At 69.2% G+C, this 18,342-nt stretch carries 20 protein-coding genes and 1 tRNA gene; 15 read left to right on the top strand and 6 right to left on the bottom strand.

Annotated features, from left to right (window positions below; translation table 11 throughout):
- Both ACXAID_RS11080 and ACXAID_RS11075 read right to left on the bottom strand, forming a co-directional pair.
- A partial coding sequence (locus ACXAID_RS11080; RefSeq protein WP_475022256.1) for a DUF222 domain-containing protein occupies positions 1-1,003 on the bottom strand: 1,003 nt, incomplete at its 3' end.
- Positions 1,004-1,061: 58 nt separating this feature from the next.
- Positions 1,062-3,335, bottom strand: a complete 2,274-nt coding sequence (locus ACXAID_RS11075) for an ATP-dependent DNA ligase (RefSeq protein WP_475022255.1) — start codon at positions 3,333-3,335, stop codon at positions 1,062-1,064.
- A gap of 61 nt (positions 3,336-3,396) precedes the next feature.
- On the opposite strand from ACXAID_RS11075, the gene ACXAID_RS11070 reads away from it, so the two are divergent.
- The 11 genes from ACXAID_RS11070 (at position 3,397) to ACXAID_RS11020 (ending at position 11,722) form a co-directional block, all read left to right on the top strand.
- Positions 3,397-4,329, top strand: a complete 933-nt coding sequence (locus ACXAID_RS11070; RefSeq protein ID WP_475022254.1) for a carbohydrate kinase family protein — start codon at positions 3,397-3,399, stop codon at positions 4,327-4,329.
- Complete coding sequence (ku, locus tag ACXAID_RS11065; RefSeq protein WP_475022253.1) at positions 4,329-5,258, top strand: non-homologous end joining protein Ku; 930 nt, start codon at positions 4,329-4,331, stop codon at positions 5,256-5,258. The genes ACXAID_RS11070 and ku overlap by 1 nt, the downstream gene beginning before the upstream one ends.
- A 65-nt stretch (positions 5,259-5,323) precedes the next feature.
- Positions 5,324-6,115 carry an SDR family oxidoreductase gene (locus ACXAID_RS11060; RefSeq protein WP_475022252.1) on the top strand — a complete coding sequence of 264 codons (792 nt, stop codon included), beginning with the start codon at positions 5,324-5,326 and terminating at the stop codon, positions 6,113-6,115.
- A gap of 17 nt (positions 6,116-6,132) precedes the next feature.
- The gene (locus ACXAID_RS11055; RefSeq protein ID WP_475022258.1) at positions 6,133-7,224 is read left to right on the top strand and encodes an NAD(P)H-dependent amine dehydrogenase family protein; all 1,092 of its coding nucleotides are present in this window, start codon (positions 6,133-6,135) and stop codon (positions 7,222-7,224) included.
- A gap of 62 nt (positions 7,225-7,286) precedes the next feature.
- Positions 7,287-7,520, top strand: a complete 234-nt coding sequence (locus tag ACXAID_RS11050; RefSeq protein ID WP_475022251.1) for a hypothetical protein — start codon at positions 7,287-7,289, stop codon at positions 7,518-7,520.
- A 184-nt stretch (positions 7,521-7,704) separates the two neighbouring features.
- Positions 7,705-7,962 carry a hypothetical protein gene (locus tag ACXAID_RS11045; protein ID WP_475022250.1) on the top strand — a complete coding sequence of 86 codons (258 nt, stop codon included), beginning with the start codon at positions 7,705-7,707 and terminating at the stop codon, positions 7,960-7,962.
- Positions 7,963-7,975: 13 nt separating this feature from the next.
- Positions 7,976-8,212, top strand: coding sequence for a hypothetical protein (locus tag ACXAID_RS11040; protein WP_475022249.1), 237 nt, complete (start codon positions 7,976-7,978; stop codon positions 8,210-8,212).
- Positions 8,213-8,396: 184 nt separating this feature from the next.
- Positions 8,397-9,458 carry a poly-gamma-glutamate hydrolase family protein gene (locus ACXAID_RS11035; RefSeq protein ID WP_475022248.1) on the top strand — a complete coding sequence of 354 codons (1,062 nt, stop codon included), beginning with the start codon at positions 8,397-8,399 and terminating at the stop codon, positions 9,456-9,458.
- Positions 9,459-9,619: 161 nt separating this feature from the next.
- Positions 9,620-10,426 (top strand): DUF1365 domain-containing protein, encoded by an 807-nt coding sequence (locus tag ACXAID_RS11030; protein ID WP_475022247.1) that lies wholly within the window; start codon positions 9,620-9,622, stop codon positions 10,424-10,426.
- Position 10,427: 1 nt separating this feature from the next.
- Positions 10,428-11,009 carry a sigma-70 family RNA polymerase sigma factor gene (locus tag ACXAID_RS11025; RefSeq protein WP_475022246.1) on the top strand — a complete coding sequence of 194 codons (582 nt, stop codon included), beginning with the start codon at positions 10,428-10,430 and terminating at the stop codon, positions 11,007-11,009.
- Positions 11,006-11,722, top strand: a complete 717-nt coding sequence (locus tag ACXAID_RS11020) for an anti-sigma factor (RefSeq protein ID WP_475022245.1) — start codon at positions 11,006-11,008, stop codon at positions 11,720-11,722. Before ACXAID_RS11025 ends, ACXAID_RS11020 begins: the two co-directional genes overlap by 4 nt.
- Here the strand turns inward: ACXAID_RS11020 and ACXAID_RS11015 are convergent.
- Entirely contained in the window at positions 11,719-12,825 is a 1,107-nt protein-coding gene (locus ACXAID_RS11015; RefSeq protein WP_475022244.1) for a glutamate--cysteine ligase 2, read from the bottom strand. The genes ACXAID_RS11020 and ACXAID_RS11015 overlap by 4 nt on opposite strands.
- 132 nt (positions 12,826-12,957) lie before the next feature.
- On the opposite strand from ACXAID_RS11015, the gene ACXAID_RS11010 reads away from it, so the two are divergent.
- Entirely contained in the window at positions 12,958-13,785 is an 828-nt protein-coding gene (locus ACXAID_RS11010; RefSeq protein ID WP_475022243.1) for an LLM class F420-dependent oxidoreductase, read from the top strand.
- 5 nt (positions 13,786-13,790) lie between these two features.
- Here ACXAID_RS11010 and ACXAID_RS11005 read toward each other — a convergent pair whose 3' ends face one another.
- Genes ACXAID_RS11005 through ACXAID_RS10995 form a run of 3 tightly spaced genes read right to left on the bottom strand, consistent with a single transcriptional unit; the run spans position 13,791 to position 15,355 of the window.
- Positions 13,791-14,060 carry a cytochrome C oxidase subunit IV family protein gene (locus ACXAID_RS11005; RefSeq protein ID WP_475022242.1) on the bottom strand — a complete coding sequence of 90 codons (270 nt, stop codon included), beginning with the start codon at positions 14,058-14,060 and terminating at the stop codon, positions 13,791-13,793.
- Positions 14,061-14,654, bottom strand: a complete 594-nt coding sequence (locus ACXAID_RS11000) for a cytochrome c oxidase subunit 3 (RefSeq protein WP_475022241.1) — start codon at positions 14,652-14,654, stop codon at positions 14,061-14,063.
- Positions 14,651-15,355, bottom strand: coding sequence for a hypothetical protein (locus ACXAID_RS10995; protein WP_475022240.1), 705 nt, complete (start codon positions 15,353-15,355; stop codon positions 14,651-14,653). The genes ACXAID_RS11000 and ACXAID_RS10995 overlap by 4 nt, the downstream gene beginning before the upstream one ends.
- Positions 15,356-15,463: 108 nt before the next feature.
- Between ACXAID_RS10995 and ACXAID_RS10990 the strand changes: the two genes are divergently transcribed.
- The 3 genes from ACXAID_RS10990 (at position 15,464) to ACXAID_RS10980 (ending at position 18,282) form a co-directional block, all read left to right on the top strand.
- Positions 15,464-15,536 (top strand) — tRNA-Arg (locus tag ACXAID_RS10990).
- Between the two features lie 235 nt (positions 15,537-15,771).
- Positions 15,772-17,241, top strand: coding sequence for an outer membrane porin GjpA (gene gjpA, locus ACXAID_RS10985; RefSeq protein ID WP_475022239.1), 1,470 nt, complete (start codon positions 15,772-15,774; stop codon positions 17,239-17,241).
- A gap of 132 nt (positions 17,242-17,373) precedes the next feature.
- Entirely contained in the window at positions 17,374-18,282 is a 909-nt protein-coding gene (locus ACXAID_RS10980) for a haloalkane dehalogenase (protein WP_475022238.1), read from the top strand.
- Positions 18,283-18,342: the final 60 nt, after the last annotated feature.

Here is an 18,342-nt window from a genome sequence, read left to right as displayed (position 1 = left end):
GATGGTGGTGGGCGTGGCCGGCCATCCGGATCACCTCGGCGATCGGCACGATCGTGCCGCCCCCGGTCACGCCGACCCCGGCCCGCGATTCGAGGTCTTGGAGGGTGGTGCGGATGATCACCGACACCGGCAGCCCGTTGAGCTCGCCAAGCTGCCCGCTCATCAGCGCGATCCGCCCGACCGCGACCAGCGCGTCGTGGCGGCGTTGGGCCAGGCTGCGCTGATCAGCGTCGATCTGCGCCTGGGTCGGTGTGCCCGAGGTGCACGGCGCCTCGTCGTCGGGGTTGCACATGCCCGGGGCGGCGTATTTGGCGAAGATCGCCTCCCACACCGCCCACGCCTGCGGCGTCAACGCCCCGCTGACCGGGACCATCGCATCGGTGCCCTGCTTCCCCGTGGACAGTCCGCGCGTGCGGGCGCGTTCACGCTCGTCGGGTTCGGGGCCGTCCTGATCGAGCAGAAACAACGCCCGCTCGGCGGCCCCGGCCAGTTCTGTGGGGCCGATCCCGACCGCGGCGCGGACCAGGTCGACCTCGAACTGCTCGGCGGTCGCGGCGTCGACGAAGCCGGGTAGCTTGGCGACGGCTTTGCGGATCACCGCGACATGCTCGGTGTTGATCAGCCCCCGATCCTGAGCGATCGCCGTCGCCGCCAACACCGGCGATAGTGGTGGCCCACTGATCGCCGGGCGCGGCGCCAACTCCGCGGCCTCAGCCAGCCGGCGGTGCGCTTCGCCGGTCGAGATCCGCCACCGGATCGCCAACACATCCTTGAACGACTTGGCGCCCAGCTGCTGCGGGGTCGTCTCGACCTGCAACCGCGCCAACAACCGATGCCGCACCCCCGGCAACCGACACCACACGGTTTCCAACTCATCGAGAGCCTCGAGCAACTCGGCGCCGGTCAACGTGTCGAGCTCACAGGCCATCACCTCATCGACCGCGGCAGCCAACCCGGCCACCGCCTCCGACACGACCCCACCCGACATGACCCGAACATACATTCGAACACCGACAAGAATCAGAGCCGCGGAGGGTGCCCGCGACGTACGGCAAGCCACCTCATTCCCAGACGACCTCACCCGGCTCCTTGTCCGGCCGCAGCCCGCGCCAACTCGGCTGACGCAACCGGTTCTCGGCGGTGCGCTCGCTGTAGCGGACCTCCCCCACCAGTTCCGGCCGGACGAACGTGACACCCTGGCCGTCCTGCTTGGACAGCGGCTGAGCGAATGGGGATTCGTCGGTGTGCAGCGGCGCCAGCGTCCGCTTCAGCGCGGTGAGTTCCTTCTCGGTGAAGCCGGTACCCACCCGGCCGACCAGCTGCAGCCCACCCGGACCGGGGATGCCGACCATCAGCGAGCCGATGCCGCTGCTGCGCCCGCCGTTGCCGGCCCGCCAGCCGCCGATCACCACTTCCTGCGTGGTCCACAGCTTGTCCTTGATCCACGACGACGAGCGCCGCCCCGGTTGATAGCTGGAGTCGCGTTTCTTGGCGATGACGCCTTCCCAGCGTTGCGATTTCGCGTACTCGAGGGCCGCGGGTCCGTCGTCGGCGTCGATCGGATCGGGCACGATCAACCCCCCGCCGGCGGCCAGCGCTTCGAGCACCCTCCTGCGGTCGGTGTACTTGGCGCGCAGCAGGGATCGGCCGTCCAGGTACAGGATGTCGAACGCCCAGAACTCGAGGCGGGTCGAGCGGGCGCGGTTCTGCATCTCGCGGAAACTGGGCACCCCGGATTCGTCGAGGGCCACCGCCTCACCGTCGAGGATCACGTGGTGATCGGCCAGATCGGCGGCCAGTGCCTGAAGCTGCGGATACTCGCCGGTGACGTCGCGCCCGCGGCGGGACCGCAACGCCAGCGTGCCGTGGTCGGCCTCGACGAGCAGCCGATATCCGTCCCACTTCCCTTCGAAGGCCCACTGGCCCTTGGTGAATCGCTGCACCGACCCTTCGGTGGCCAGCATCGGGGCCAAGTCGGCGAAGGTGGGTCGGTGCTGCTCCTTCATCCGGTGCGCCAGCCAGTTCTTGCCGTCGGTCTGGATCAGTGCATAGCGCCCCTGGATCCGGTCTCCATGCAACGTGACGATCACCTCGCCGCCCCGGTCCGGCCCGCCGGGCGGGTTGTCCCGGAATTTCTCGGTCTCGTAGGTGCCGGTATCCCAGATGCGCACCTCGCCGCCGCCGTACTCACCCTTGGGGATCTCGCCGGCGAAGGTCAGGTACTCGATCGGATGGTCCTCGGTGTGCACCGCAAGGTGGTTGACCGACGGGGCCTCGGGCAGGTTCTTGGGGACCGCCCAGCTCACCAGGACGCCGCCGCGTTCCAGCCGGAAGTCGTAGTGCAGCCGGCGCGCGTGGTGTTCCTGGATGACGAACCGGTCGTCGCTGCCCGCGCTCGGCGCGCCGGCGGGGATCGGCTCGGGGGTCTTCGCGGTGTCGCGCATACCTCGATACGTCGTCAGCCGATCCGGTGGCGACGGCTCGTCGAGGTCGGCGAGCAGGTCGCCGTCGCGCCGCACCCGGTCGAGCACCTCGGCGAAGGTCAGCTGCCGCAAGTCGGCCTCATCGAGCTCGTCCCAGGACCTCGGCGCCGCAACGGTCGGATGAGCGCGCCCGCGAAGCGAATACGGGGCAATGGTGGTCTTGTTGGCGTTGTTCTGGCTCCAGTCGACGAACACCTTGCCGCGGCGCAGACTCTTGGTCATCGTCGCGGTGACCTGCTTGGGCATCGCCTGTTCGAGCTGCTGAGCGACCCGCTTGGCCAGCACCGAGGCCCCGCGTGAACTGATCGGGTCGCTCAGCGGCACGTAGAGATGCAGCCCCTTGCTGCCGCTGGTGAGCGGGTACGTGCGCAGCCCGATGCCGTCGATGAGGGCGCGGACCTCGGCGGCCACCTGACACAGCAGGCGCATGCCCGCCCCCTCGCCGGGGTCGAGGTCGAAGACGATGCGGGTGGCCGGTCCGGGTTCGCGCGCACCGGCTGATCCGGTGAACCGCCACTGCGGCACGTGCACTTCCAGAGCCGCCTGCTGGGCGATCCACGCCAGGCCCTCGCGGCTGTCGATGAGGGGATAGGTGGTGGTGCCCGACTTGTGCACCACCGAGCCGCGGTCGAGCCAGTCCGGCGCCGAGGAGGCGAGCTGCTTCTCGAAGAACGCCGCCTCGTCGACGCCGTTCGGCCACCGCTTGCGGGTGACCGGCCGGCCGGCGACGTGCGCGACCATGACATCGGCGATCGCGACGTAGTAGTCGAAGACCTCGGCCTTGGTCGTCCCGGTCTCCGGGTAGAGCACCTTGTCCGGATTGGTCAGGGTGACCCGGCCGCAGCTGTCCACGCCTGCCAGTATCCCGTCATATGCCCCGACACCTCGGCACCGTGCCGGTAGCGTCGGGATCGTGAGGGCATTGGTCATCGGTGAGGCGCTCATCGACGTCGTCGAACGTGACGGCCACCGGACCGGGGAGCATGTCGGGGGCAGTCCGCTCAACGTCGCGGTCGGGCTCGCGCGACTGGGCCGCGCGGTGGACTTTCTCACCCACATCGGCACCGACGAGTACGGCCGCCGCATTGCCGACTTTGTTGAATCCGCTGGGGTGCAACTGGTTCCGGGAAGTGCCGACGCACCGAGAACCGCCACCGCGCTAGCCTCGCTCGACAACGACGGGGCGGCGACCTATTCCTTCGACATCGCCTGGCAGCTCAGCGGAACCCCGCAGGTGGCCCCGCCGCTGATCGTGCACTCCGGTTCGATCGCCACGGTGCTCGAACCGGGCTGCCTGGCCACCGCCGCCCTGATCGACACCTACCGCCTGTCGGCCACCTTCACGTTCGACCCGAACATCCGCCCTGGGTTGATCACCGACCCCGACGCCGCGCGCGAACGCATCGACCGGATGGTCGAGAAGGCCGACGTGATCAAGGCCAGCGACGAGGATCTGCGCTGGATCGACCCGAACCGGTCCCCGGAGCAGACCGCGGCGTCCTGGCTGGCGTCGGGCGCCAAGGTCGTGGTGGCGACCTTCGGCGGTGACGGCGCGGTGGCGATGTGTGCAGCGGGAACGGTGCGGGTACCAGCACCGCATGTACGCGTGGTGGACACCGTGGGCGCCGGAGATTCGTTCATGGCGGGCCTGATCGACGCGCTGTGGGCGCGCGGGCTGCTCGGGGCCGATCGGCGGACCGCGCTGGCGCAGATCGACCGGGACACGCTGGCCGGAGTGGTCACCGCGGCGGCCCGCTGCGCGGCGTTGACGGTGTCGCGGGCCGGCGCCGACCTGCCCGATCGCGCCACCGTCGATGCGGCGGCTTCATCGGACATACTGGACTGATGCGGTCCATCTGGAAGGGTTCGATCGCCTTCGGCCTGGTCAACGTCCCGGTCAAGGTCTACAGCGCCACCGAGGATCACGACATCAAGTTCCACCAGGTGCACGCCAAAGATCACGGGCGCATTCGGTACAAGCGGGTCTGCGAGGTGTGCGGCGAGGTGGTCGAGTACCGCGACATCGCCCGCGCCTACGACTCCGACGACGGTCAGACCGTCATCATCACCGACGACGACATCGCCAACCTTCCCGAGGAGCGCAGCCGCGAGATCGAGGTCCTCGAGTTCGTCCCCGCCAGTGACCTCGACCCGATGATGTATGACCGTTCGTACTTCCTGGAACCCGACGGAAAGTCGTCGAAATCCTATGTGCTGCTGGCGAAGACGTTGATGGACACCGACCGGGTCGCGATCGTGAACTTCGCGTTGCGCAACAAGACCCGTCTTGCCGCGTTGCGGGTCAAGGACTTCAGCAAGCGCGACGTGATGATGATCCACACCCTGCTGTGGCCCGACGAGATCCGCGATCCCGACTTCCCGGTGCTCGACAAGGAGGTCGAGGTCAAGCCCGCCGAGCTGAAGATGGCCAGCCAGGTCGTGGACTCGATGACCGACGATTTCGACCCCGACCGGTACCACGACGACTACCAGGAACACCTGCACGAGCTGATCCAGGCCAAGCTCGAGGGCGGTGAGGCGTTCACCACCGAGGAGGAGCCCCAGCAGCTCGACGAGACCGAGGACGTCTCGGATCTGCTGGCCAAGCTCGAGGCCAGTGTGAAGGCCCGCCGGGCGCAGAGCACCGACGGCGAATCCGCGGCGAAGCAGCCCGCCAAGAAGTCCGCGGCGAAGAAGGCTCCCGCCAAGAAGTCCGCGGCGAAGAAAGCTCCGGCCAAGAAGGCGCCGGCCAAGAAGTCCGCCTCGAAGAAGTAGACGCAGCGCCCCGCCTGCGCGGAAACCGCGGCGAATTAGAACAAGTTCTTGTTACCGTGGCGCCCGTGATTCTCGACAGGTTCCGGCTCGACGACCGGGTGGCCGTGGTGACCGGCGCGGGCCGAGGATTGGGCGCGGCGATGGCATTGGCGTTCGCCGAAGCCGGCGCTGACGTGCTGATTGCCGCCCGCACTGAGGCCCAGCTCGAGGAGGTCGCCGAGCAGGTTCGTGCCGCCGGCCGGCAGGCCCACGTCGTGGTGGCCGACCTCGCCCGCCCCGATGACACCTCGGCGTTGGCCGCACAGGCCGTGGAAGCCTTCGGAAAACTAGACGTCGTCGTGAACAACGTCGGCGGCACCATGCCGGGCGCACTGCTGGACACCACCGCCAAGGACCTGCGCGACGCGTTCACCTTCAACGTCGCCACCGCACACGCGCTGACCGTCGCCGCCGCCCCGCTGATGCTCGAACATTCCGGCGGCGGCAGCATCATCAACGTCACCTCGACGATGGGCCGGCTCGCCGGCCGCGGCTTCGCCGCCTACGGCACCGCCAAGGCCGCGTTGGCGCACTACACCCGGCTCTCGGCACTGGACCTGGCGCCACGGATCCGGGTCAACGCCATCGCGCCCGGCTCCATCCTCACCTCGGCGCTCGACATCGTCGCCAGCAACGACGACCTGCGCACCCCGATGGAGCAGGCCACTCCGTTGCGTCGGCTGGGCGACCCGCTCGACATCGCCGCCGCGGCCGTCTACCTCGCCTCACCGGCCGGCGGCTACCTCACCGGCAAGACCCTCGAGGTGGACGGCGGGATCACCTATCCGAACCTCGACCTCCCGATCCCCGACCTGTAGAGGACACCACCGTGGCCATCCCCAGCCCCATCCCGGTCGCCGCCGTCGGGACCGGAAACGTCGGCCGGCACGCGCTGGCCCAGCTGATCACCAACCCCGACTACGAGCTGACGGCGGTGTGGGTGTCGTCGGAGGCCAAGGCGGGCAAGGACGCGGCCGAACTCGCCGGGCTCGCGCAGACGACCGGCCCGACCGGTGTCACCGCGACCACCGACCTCGACGCGGTGCTCGCGACGAAGCCGGCGTGCGTGGTCTACACGGCCCTCGCAGACAACCGGCTGCCCGATGCCCTGGAGGACTACCGCCGGATCCTGGCCGCGGGCGTCAACGTCGTCGGCAGCAGCGCGGTGTTCCTGCAGTACCCCTGGCAGGTGCTGCCCGAAGATCTCATCAGGCCGATCGAGGAGGCCGCCAAGGCCGGATCTTCGTCCATATTCGTCAACGGCATCGACCCCGGCTTCGCCAACGACCTGTTGCCGATGGCGCTGGCCGGCACCTGCCAGAGCGTGCAGCAGATCCGCTGCATGGAGATCATCAACTACGACACCTACGACAGCGCCGCGGTGATGTTCGACGTGATGGGATTCGGCGGCAGCCTCGACGAGACCCCGATGCTGCTGCAGCCGGGGGTGCTGAGCCTGGCCTGGGGCTCGGTGGTGCGGCAGTTGGCCGCGGGCCTGGGTGTCGAGCTCGACGAGGTCACCGAAACCCATGTCCGGGTCCCGGCACCCGAGGATTTCGACATCGCTGCCGGCCGGGTCGCGAAGGGCACCACCGCCGCGATCCGATTCGAGGTGCGCGGCATGAAGGACGGCGAGGTCGCAGTCGTCCTCGAGCACGTCACCCGGCTGCGCGACGACCTGTGCCCGGACTGGCCGCAACCCGCCCAACACGGCGGCTCCTACCGCATCGAACTCACCGGCGAACCGTCCTACGCCCTGGATCTGTGCCTGAGCAGCCCCAACGGGGACCACAACCACGCCGGGCTGGTCGCCACCGCCGCCCGCGTCGTCAACGCGATTCCCGCGGTGATCGATGCGCCGGCCGGCATAGTCCCTGCGTTCGAACTGCCTGCGATCACCGGCAAAGGCCTCTACGCTGGCCGGTAGGCCCCGGCCCGGTGCCGGACGACGCCGCCCTCGGTAGAGGCCCGCAGGAAGGGAATGAGCAGATGAAGTCACGCCTCACGGCACTGGCAGCCCTCCTCGCCGCGGGCGGTGCCGCCGCAGCAATCGCCGCCGCGCCCACCGCGCTGTCACAGCCGAACTGCGACCAGACCAACCCCGGCCTCGGCGGCCAGGCCGCCGACAACAGCGTGTGCCAGTCCCCGGGCAACGCCGAGATCAACGACACGCTGCCGGACACTCAGCTGCCCGAGTACGGCGGCCGCTACGGCCCGGTCTGAGGATCGAGGCGAGTTCTCGTCTCGCGCGCGCTGCCGTCCGATCCTCCCGGCAGCTGACATCCAGGTTCACCGACACGGCCCGTGATCGGCGCTGGCCCCGGCATTTTCGCCGGGGTCGAGTCTGCACACCGATTGTGAAAGCCCTGTAGGCTTGATCAAGACTCTCGCCGGAAGGAATACGAAGATGAAGGCCCGCCTGACTGCCCTGTCCGCCCTCGTCGCCGGCGGCGCCGCCGCCTTGGCGATCGCCGCCGCACCCGCCGCTCTCGCGCAACCGAACTGTGAGCAGACCAGCTCCGGCGGTGGCGGCATCCAGGGTGGCGCGACCACCGTTTGCCAATCCCCGGGCAACGCCCAGATCAGCTCGACTCCGTCGGAATACGCCCAGCCCTGGTACGGCGGTGGCATGTTCCCGTGGAACTACGGCATGTTCGTCCTCTGATCGAATCCCGGTCATGACAACTGCCGCCCGCAGCGCGCTGGTCGCGCTGGCGGGGTTCCTTCTGGCGCTGGGTGTCGCTCCTTCGGCGGCGGCGGCACCCGACTGCTCCCCCGTGGGCAACAACGTCACCTATTGCGAGACGAACGGCAGCACCCAGCTGATCACCAAACCGCCCCCATGGAACTGGGGCGGCTGGCAGGGCATCGGCTTCGGACCGCTGATCGGCGGCTACGGCGCGGTCGTCGAGTAGGTCGGCTTTCCCCAGCGGGCCGTTGCGACCGGCGCCTGCTGGACGCCTTCTCGACGCCTACGCTGGCGCACGGTTGATGGGCCACGGCGTCGAGCACTCGGTCACCACCGCGCTTTGCCCGGTGGTTGCCGGACTCATTACGCTGCTGGACGTGGAACTCATCTCTGCGACCGCCAAGGGCTGAATGGCCGGCAGGCACAGCTACTTCGCGTACGGGTCGAACCTGTGCGTGCGGCAGATGGCGCGACGCTGCCCCGACGCCACCGACCCGCGCCGCGCCACGCTCGCCGATCACGACTGGCTGATCAACGAACGCGGGGTGGCCACCGTCGAGCGGTTCCGCGGCGCCGAGGTGCACGGGGTGATCTGGCAACTGTCCGATCACGACCTGGCCACCCTGGACAGCGCCGAAGGCGTTCCGCTGCGCTACCGCCGCGACGAGATGACGGTGCACACCGAGCACGGCCCCACCACGGCATGGGTCTACATCGACCACCGGGTCGAGGCCGGACCGCCGCGGCCCGGCTACCTCGAGCGCATCCTCGACGGTGCCCGCCACCACGGTCTGCCGCTGCGCTGGATCCAGTTTCTGGAGCGGTGGGATCCCACCCACTGGCCCCGACGAAACGCACCGGAGGTACCCGGCCCACAGACTCTTTCTCAGCTGCTCGCCGATTCGGCGGTCGTCGAGCACAGTGTGCTGCGGTCGCGTTTCGGGTTCCTCGCGATTCACGGCGGCGGCCTGGAGCAGATGACCGACGTCATCGCCGAGCGCGCTGCGGACGCCGCCGGAGCCTCGCTGTACGTGGTCCGCCATCCCGACCACTACGGCCACCATCTGCCCTCGGCGCGCTACGACCCGGCCGAATCCCAGCGGCTGGCCGAGTTCCTGGACCACGTCGACGTCGTCGTCTCGCTGCACGGTTACGGCCGCGCGGGGCGCAGCGCCCAGATCCTCGCCGGTGGCCGCCACCGCGAGCTGGCCACCCACCTCGCCGAGCACATCGACATTCCCGGCTACCAGGTGATCACCGACCTCGACGCGATGCCGCGCGAACTACGTGGCCTGCATCCGGACAATCCGGTCAACCGCGCGCGCGGCGGCGGCGCTCAGCTCGAGCTGTCCGCACGTGTGCGCGGGGTCAGCCCACGCAGCGGACTGCCCAGCGACGACGGCCTGTCCCGGGCGACGTCAACGCTCGTACAGGGTCTGGCCGAGGCGGCACGAGCGTGGCGCGCCGGCTAGCGACCGTCGGCGAATCGCGGCCTGCGTAACCGCGACCCACCCATCCGCCGAACCCCCGGCTCCGAATAGTGGTATGTGGAGCCCATCAGCACCGGGAAACCGTCGACCGCGACCATCCGTCGCGCGGCCGGCGCCCCCGGACGTGTCGAGGCGGTGAGCCGTTGAGCGCCGCGCTGTACCGCACCCGGATCACCCACCTGCGGCGTTCACCGGTGCACCACTATTTCGAGCACCGCAGCTACAGCTGGTTCGTCGACGTCGATGCGTTACCGCAGCCCGCCAGATGGCTGCGGCCCTTCGCCACCTTCGACGCCCGCGACCACCTGTGGGAGTCGCCCGACGACAGTCTCCGGGGGCGGATCGAAGCGTTCCTCGCCGACAAGGGGGTCGACCTGTCCGGCGGCAAGATCACCGCGCTGTTCCAGCCGCGGGTGATGGGTTACGTGTTCAATCCGCTGAGCCTGTACTGGTGCCACGATGCGCACGGCACCCTTCGCCATGTGATCGCCGAGGTGCACAACGCCGCCGGCGGGCGCCACGCCTACCTTCTTCCGCCGCCGGCCGATCGTCCGGCGATGGTCACCAAGAAGTTCCGGGCTTCACCGTTCAACGCTGTCGACGGCCACTATCTGGTGCACGCACCCGCCCCGGACGACGAGCTCGACGTCCGCATCTCCCTGCACCGCGACGATCAGCCGGCGTTCGTGGCCACGATGCGCGGGACCCGGCGCCGGGCCGGTGTCGGCCAGATCCTGGGGCTGCAGCTCGCCGCGCCGCTGAGCCCGCTGATGAACGCGATGGGCATGCGGGTGCAGGCGATCATGTTGTGGATGCGACGCGTTCCGCTGGTCCCCGACAGGGCTCTTGAACGGGAAAAGGTGGACTCGCTGCGGCAGGCATCGCGGGTTTCGGTGAATACTGTTTGCGCGCATTCCCTTTCACCACGGCTGCGCCGAAGCGGGGATTAACGTGACGGCGTTGATCCAGGTGGCTAGGCTACCGCTCGTGACCGCCGAACTCGACGCGCTACTGCGCCAGGTGGCCCGTCGGGACGTCGACGCGTTCGCGCAGTTCTACGACCAGACCCGGTCACGGGTGTTCGGCCTGGTCACCCGGGTGTTGCGCGACCCCGGCTACAGCGAGGAGACCACGCAGGACATCTACCTGCAGGTATGGCGAACCGCCGAGAGCTACGACCCGGCCGCGGGCACGCCGTTGGCATGGCTGATGACGCTGGCGCACCGGCGCGCGGTGGACCGGGTGCGTTCGGAGCAGGCGGCCAGCACCCGCGAGTCCCGCTACGGGGCCGCCAGCGTGGAGCCGCCGTCCGACCACGTCGCCGACACCGTGATCCTCAGCGAGGAGCGCCGGCAGGTCACCGACTGCCTCGCGTCGCTGACCGACACCCAACGCGAGTGCATTCAGCTGGCCTACTACGACGGGCTGACCTACGCGCAGGTGTCCGAGCGGCTGTCGGCGAACCTGGCCACGATCAAGTCCCGGATGCGTGACGCCATCCGGGGCCTGCGCAGATGCCTGGGGGCCGCATGACCGGACCTCACGCCACGGACCTGCTGTCCCTGGCCACGCCCTATGCGTTGCACGCGCTGACCGAGGCCGACGTCGCCGATGTCGAGCGCCGCCTCGACGATGCCCCGCCCGACGTCGCCGAGGCGTTCCGCACCGAGGTGCGGGCAGTCCGCGAGACCATGGCCGCCGTCGCCGCCGCGACGGCAGTCGAACCGCCCGAACAGCTGCGCGAGCAGGTGCTGCAACGGGTCGCCCAGGACCCCGTTCCGCTGCGCCGCGCGGCGCAGCCGCGGCGCTGGACCCGGGCGGCGCTGGCCGCCGCCGCGGTCCTGGTGGTCGGGCTCGGCGCGGTGGGCGTCGGTATGGCGCTGCGCCCGGCGGCACCCCCGTCGACCGCAGACCTGGTTTTCGCCGCGCCCGACGTGCGCACGGTGTCCGGGGAGATCCCCGGCGGCGGCCTGGCCACCGTGGTGTTCTCCCGGGAGCAGGACTCCGGGGTGCTCGTGATGAACAACGTCCCACCCCCGCAGCCGGGCACCGTCTACCAGATGTGGCTGGTGGACGCCGAGGGGCCGCACTCGGCGGGCACGATGGACGCGGAGTCGGTGGCGCCGTCGACCACCGCGGTCATCCCCGACCTCGGGTCGTCGCGGGCGCTGGCGTTCACCGTCGAGCCACCGGGCGGTTCGACTCAGCCGACCAGCCCCGTCTTCGCCGAGCTGCCACTCGTCTAGGCCCCCTCCAGGGTCGCGGCGGCGGCGGCTTCCAGCACGTCGGCGACGTCGTGGGCACGCTGCCAGGCCCGCCGCTGGCGCATCGCACCGTTGCCGTGTTCGGCCACCCGGGCCAGCCCCGCCGTCACCAGCTCATGGTCTCCGCACCGCTCGAGCGCCGGGCGCACCACCGCGACCAGACGTTCCAGCAGCGACCGGGCCGGGGCCGCGCCGTGGCTCTCCAAGTCGAGGCTGTCGCCGTCCAACCCGTCTCGGGCGGCTTTCCAGTAGGCGGCCTTGAGCGCGAACGGCGCCAGGGGCAGCACCGGTTCACCGCGACGGTGATCCTCGAGCGCAGTCATCACGCAGGCGCGGACCAGGGCGGCGAAGACGACGGTCTCGGCAACGGTGGCCGGGACATCGGCGACCCGGACCTCCACCGTCGGGAAGTTGCGTGACGGCCGCACATCCCAATAGATCATGCCGTCGTCCCGAATCACCCCGGACCGGCACAGCAGTGCCACTGCGGCGTCGTAGTCGTCGGCGGAGTCGAAGTGCGGGGGTGGCCCGGCGCTGGGCCAGCGCGCCCACAGCACGCTGCGCCAGCTGCAATGACCGGTGTCGTCGTTGCGGTAGATCGCCGAGTTGGCGGTGAGCGCCAGCAGCAGCGGCAGCCACGGCCGCAGCCGGTTGCTGACCGCGATCGCCGCGTCCCGGTCGGGCACCGCGACATGAACGTGACAGCCGCAGATTCCCTGTTCATGGGCGATCATGCCGAACCGTTCGCCGATGTCGCGGTAGCGCGGTGTGTCGGTGACGGGGAATTGAGTGGGCAACGTCGGCGGCAGTCCGACGGCCAGCAGCCGCGATCCGGCCGCCGTCGCCGCGCCGGCCGCGACACGTCGGAGCCGCATCAGCTCAGCGTGCAGGTCAGTGGTGGTGTCGACGACACGGCTCGTCGTCTCGACCTGACAGCTGGTCAGTTCCAGCTGCAAGTCGACGCCGTCAGCAGCGGCCCGCTCGGCCACGGCGCGGTTCTGCGGCACCGGCGCACCGCTGCCCGGGTCGACGAGCAGGAACTCCTCCTCGACACCGAGGGTCGGCGGGTCGTCCGAGGAAGCCACAACCACCCCCTGAAAAAAATTCGATCCGGCCCGTCGGGGTGTGCACAACGGGCCGGATCGCGGTGAACCAAGCCGGAACTCTTTATGCCCACCCGGCACCGAAGCCAAACCTGTGGACCTACGATCGATTTCGTGGCAGCCAAGGATTTCCGATTCGGGGTCGGCATCACGCGGGCCCGGTCCCGGGCCGAGGTTCAGGACGCGGCGCGACGGGCCGAGGACCTCGGATTCGACGTAATGCTGGTACCCGACCATCTCGGTGCCCCGGCACCGTTCCCGGTGATGACGGCGATCGCGATGGGAACCCGCTCGCTGCGGGTCGGCACGTTCGTCACCAATGCCGCGTTCTACCGGCCCGCACTGCTGGCACGCGACGTCGGCGCGCTGCACGAGCTCAGCGAGGGCCGGTTCGACCTCGGCTTGGGCACCGGCTACGTCAAGGCGGAGTTCGACGCCGCCGGTCTGCGGTTTCCCAGCGCCGGGGAGCGCGTCGACCATCTGCGCGAAACCACCCGGTACATGGCAGAGCAGCTCCCGGATGTGCCGATCATGATCGCCGGCAACGGTGACCGGGTGCTGCGCATCGCCGCGCGTTTCGCCGACATCATCGGATTCACCGGTGGTGACCGTCCGGCCGGGCCCGGCGACGACCCGCTGGGCGACCGGATCGACTTCGTCCGGTCCGCCGCCGGTGACCGATTCGCCCAGCTCGAGCTCAACATCGCGGTGACCGCGATGCCGGTCGACGATTCCGGGGTGCCCGATCTCGCGATCTCCAAGCGCTCGCTGCCCGGGCTGTCCGACGAGCAACTGCTGCGCCACCCCGGGGTGCTGTCCGGGAGCACCGACGAGATCGCCGAGCGGCTACGCGGATACCGGGACTCCTACGGCATCAGCTACGTGATCGTGCAGGCGCGTCACGTCGAGGCGTTCGCCAAGGTGGTCGCGCTGCTGAAGTAGCCCGGTCACAGCCACAGGTAGAGCCCGGACAGCAGCGCCCACATCCCGAAGCAGTAGGCCTCGAACGCGGCCCGCAGCGGGATCGGGGCGTGCCGCAGCTCCATGAAGTCCAGCCCGACCAGACGAACCTTGATCGCGGCGATGGCCAGCACCAGCACCGCCACCATCGATCCGGTGCCGTGTTCGGCGCCCACCGCCCAGGACAGCACCGTCGCGGCCACCAGGATCAGCCAGCTCACCCCGGCGCGGTTCATCAGCAGTTTCAGCGCGGTCATTCAGCTCACCAGATACAGCAGTGCGAACAGGAAGATCCACAGCAGGTCCACCAGGTGCCAGAAGCAGGCCGCACCTTCGACCAGCGCGGTGCGGGTGGGGCTGAGCTGCGGGGCCCGCACCTGCGAGGCCATGAACGCCAACGCGCCCAGCCCCAGGCAGACGTGGAACAGGTGCAGACCGGTCAGGATGAAGTAGTAGAGGTAGAAGTGGTTGGCACCCGGTCCGTGCCCGGCGCCGGCCAGCGACACGTACTCGACGACCTTCAGCGCGATGAACACCACCCCGCAGCCGATCGCGGCGGCGACGGCGCGGGTGGCCAGGGTGGCCGCCGCGGTGCGCATCGCGGCGACGGCGAGCACCACGAACAGTGAGCTGGTCAACAGCACCAGCGTGTTGAGCACGCCGACGCCGAGGTGCAGCGTGGTGCGGGCGGCGTCGAACACCTCGGGTTCGTTGGCCCGCTCGACCAGGAAGGTGACGAAGAACGCGCCGAAGACGAGCATGTCGCCGAACAGGAAAACCCAGGTGCCGCTCTCCCCGGGGATTCGGCGGGCGGGTCGCTGCGGTGCGGCGGTGGTGATCTCGTCCGTCACGCCGGCGCCGGCACCGCCTGCTCGGCCTTGATCGACTTGAGCATCACCGCGGTGGCGGAGAACAGCCAGATCACCAACACCAGGCCCGGGATGTAGAAGGCGAAGACGCCGTTCCAGGCCAGCGGGCCGTCGTTGAACACGACGACCACGCAGCCCGGCAGCGACAGGATCGCCACCCACAGGTTGAGGTAGCCGTACCAGCGGGGGAACGTGGGCGGGTCGGTCTGGTCGACGAACGCGGCGATCGCCAGGGTGATGTTCTGGACGATGATGGTGCCGACGATGCCGATGAACCAGAGCCAGAACACGTCGTTGAGGGCCTGGGTCAGTTCGGCGGAGCGCTGCTCGGGCCGGTAGGCGGCGACGCCGAGGAAGAACTGCGGGAAGATCAGCGCGGGCACGAAGATCGTCGCAGCCATCAGCTGGGTCATCGACAACATGCCGAATCGTCCCTCGACGCGGCGGATCCGCAGCACGATGGTGGCCAGGAACGGCAGCGCGAGCGCGGCGGACAGCAGCGCCCCGGACACCCCGAAACGCACCCACAGCTTGTGCTCGGTGAAGAACGCCGCGATCTCGTCGGCCGAGGACACCGGCGACAGCGGCGGGAAGAGTTGGGCGATGCCGGAAAAGCTGGCGCCGTAGAGAAGGATCATGATCGTGCCGGACCACGCACCGATACGTTGCAGTGTCAGCTCCACGGCTGGCAGGCTACCGGCGGACGGCCCAGTTTTGACACTTTTGCCATAACTCGGCGCGGTCGCCGGTGTGGCCGGACCCGGCTCGCCGGGTAAGCTGCCAGCGGTCACGCCCTCGTAGCTCAGGGGATAGAGCACGGCTCTCCTAAAGCCGGTGTCGCAGGTTCGAATCCTGCCGGGGGCACTTTTTTCGCGGCGCACGGTTCCTCCTCCGCACCCCTGTTTCCAGACCTCGCCGGAGCACAGCCCCGGTCTTCGCTGGGGCACATCTGTCTCACACCGCACCGTGCGACACAGCTGCGCAACCACGCCGGACGGCAAAGTCACTGAATTTGCTGTTTTCAGTCGCCCTCAGGTTCGTCTCAGTTACATTCCCGGATGTGACAGTGGGGTCACAACACCTAAATGTGGGGGTCACGATGCAGGTATCCATTCGCTCTTATCTGACCGCCGGTGTCGCCATGGTCGGCGCCGGCGCGATTGCGCTCGCACCCATCCAGGCGCTGCCTGCCGATGTGGCGATCGCCGCCGACGAGGCCAGCTCACGCTCGGTCGCGTTGTCGGCGGGTTTCGACCCGATCACGCCATGGCTGGAGGTGTGGAACACCTCCGAGGCCAACTACGCCGACCTGGTCAATCTGTACCTGGAGGCTCCCGCACCGGTCTTACAGCAGGTGATCGCCAACCAGCTGCTGTACCTGTCGGAGCTGCCCGACTTCGGAACGATCGCCGACCAGATCCTGACCAACCTCGGCGCTGCGATCGAAGCGCCGTTCGCCGAGGACCTCACCACCCTCGACACCCTGCACGGCCTTCTCTACAACATCCTCAAGGACGGCTACTCCGTCGGGCCCATCGTCATCATTCCCCCGGTGGTACCGGAGGAGTACGATCCGCTGCTCGAGCTGACCACGACCTACCTCAGCGGCGCTTTGCTCGGCATCGTCGGGCCGGTGCTCGGTCCGGTCATCGTGCTGGCCTCGAGCATCGAGGGCATCGTGGAGAACCTGTTCAGCGAGCAACCCGACTTCGTGGCGGCGCTCAATGACCTGGTCGACATCCCGGCGAACATGGTCAACGCCTACCTCAACGGCGGGCCGATCCTCGACCTGACGCCGCTGGTCAACCTGCTCGGCATCCAGCTTCCCGACGGAATAGACCTGGACAGCGTCGGGCTGGCGATGGGCGGGCTGTTGAGCCCCGGCGGATCGCTGTTCAACTCCCTGGACCTGGTGGCCACCGTGCCGAACATCGGGAACCTGACCGTGCCGGGGCAAGCTGCGGGCACCATCGGCTCGCTGATCGAGCTGGGCCGGACCATCGCCCAGGCGATCGGCTGGGACGGCATGGGCAACCCGCTGCAGCCGGGGATCCCGGTGCCGGGTGGCGAAGAGGCCGAGGAAGAAGTCGAGGAGGCCGGCGAGCCGTCGGCCGCCGCGCTGGTGTCGTCGGTCGGCGAGGCTCCGGCCGAGGAGCAGCCGGCTTCGGAAGAGGGCGCACCGGCCGAGGTGCAACCCGAGTCGGTCGTGCAGAACGTGTCCCGCGTCGATACCGACGACGCCAGCGACGGTTCGGAGCAGGGAAGCGGCGACGACGAGGTCACCGACGACGACCTCGGCGACGACGCGACCGGCGACGACGACCTCAGCGGCGAGGAGTCCGGCGACGAGTCCGGTAGCGACGACCTCGGCGAAGTGGAGTCCGTCGACGAAGGTGCCGGCGACGACGAGTCCGGCGACGAAGGCACCGGCAGTGCGGGAGCCGGTGGCAATGAGGCCAACGACGATGAGTCCAACGACGACAGCAGCGGGGACGAATCCGGAGCCGACGACGGCGATGCCGGGGACGCCGGCGATTCCGGGGACGGAGGCAGCGAGAACGCCGCCTGACCGGCGAAGCGACCGGAACACCCCTCCCAGCGGGAGGGGTGTTCCGTCGTTCCGGGGCCGACCGCGGCGCCCAGCGATCGGCTGACCATTTCCGGATGATGACCGGGTAGGCGTACTACCGTCGAACAGGTCATGGACATTCTGCGCACCCCCGAAGCCCGATTCGCCGACCTGCCCGGCTACCCGTTCGAGCCGCATTACGTCGACGTCGTCGCAGCCGACACGGCACCGCTGCGGATGCACTACGTCGACGAAGGGCCGCGCGACGGCGAGCCGGTGGTCCTGTTGCACGGCGAGCCCACGTGGAGCTATCTGTACCGCACGATGATCCCGCCGCTGGTCGCCGCGGGTTACCGGGTGCTCGCTCCCGACCTCATCGGCTTCGGCCGCTCGGACAAGCCGACCCGGATCGAGGACTACACCTACCTTCGGCACGTGCAGTGGGTGACCTCGTGGATCGAGGCCCTGGACCTGACCGGCGTCACGACCTTCGTCCAGGACTGGGGGTCGCTGATCGGCCTGCGGATCGCCGGTGAGCAGGGGCAGCGGTTCGCCAGGCTGGTGGTCGGCAACGGCTTCCTGCCGATCGCCGACCGTCCGGCACCGCCGGCGTTCCGGCTGTGGCGGGCCTTCGCCAAACACTCCCCCGTCCTGCCGTCCGGTTGGCTGGTCGCGGTGGGCACCACCACCAAGGTGCCGCCCGAGGTGCGCGCGGCCTACGACGCCCCCTTTCCGGACAAGCGCTACCAGGCCGGCGCGCGTGCGTTCCCCCTGCTGGTGCCGACCTCGCCGGACGATCCGGCGGTTCCGGCCAACCGCGCAGCCTGGGATGCCCTGGGCCGGTGGGACAAACCGTTCCTTGCGCTGTTCGGCAGCAAGGATCCGATTCTCGGGCGCGCCGACGAACCCTTGCTCGCACATATTCCCGGCGCCGCCGGCCATCCGCACGCCCGCCTGCACGGCAGCCATTTCGTCCAAGAGGATTGCGGCCCTGAACTGGCCGAACGGATGATCTCCTGGATGATGACCAAGACGTCATGAAGCTGTGATGTAGCTCACATCGAGCGTAGGCTGGGGGCATCGCTTCGGGAGGAAAGGAGA

This window comes from Mycobacterium sp. ABE4_509 (assembly GCF_056160785.1).
The sequence above is the reverse complement of the archived record's forward strand: the minus strand, read 5'-3'. Positions and strand labels throughout refer to the sequence as shown.